The organism is Bacillus mobilis (assembly GCF_001884045.1).
Lineage (GTDB): Bacteria > Bacillota > Bacilli > Bacillales > Bacillaceae_G > Bacillus_A > Bacillus_A mobilis.
The window spans coordinates 1-263 of sequence record NZ_MACF01000084.1; the positions used below are offsets into that span (position 1 = coordinate 1).

Annotated in this window: 1 protein-coding gene; it reads right to left on the reverse strand. The window is 40.3% G+C overall.

Annotated elements, in window-relative coordinates; all coding sequences use genetic code 11:
* Nucleotides 1-263: AMP-binding protein (locus BAQ44_RS14875; protein WP_131801861.1), on the reverse strand; the 263-nt coding region annotated here is incomplete at both ends.

Sequence of the window (263 nt, forward strand, 5' to 3'; positions counted from 1 at the left end):
CTACCTACATACTCAATATTTCCATCTGGCAACCATCTAGCTAAATCACCAGAGCGATACATCATCCCTTCTCCATATGGATTTGGAATGAATTTTTCTTCTGTTAACTCCGAGTTGTTTAAGTAACCTCTCGCTACTCCATCTCCCGCTATACATAATTCTCCCACCATGCCAATTCCACATAGCTGGTTTCCTTGGATAATATATGTTGTCGTATTGGTAATCGGCTTACCAATAGGCGTTTTCGTTCTTATTTGATCTGC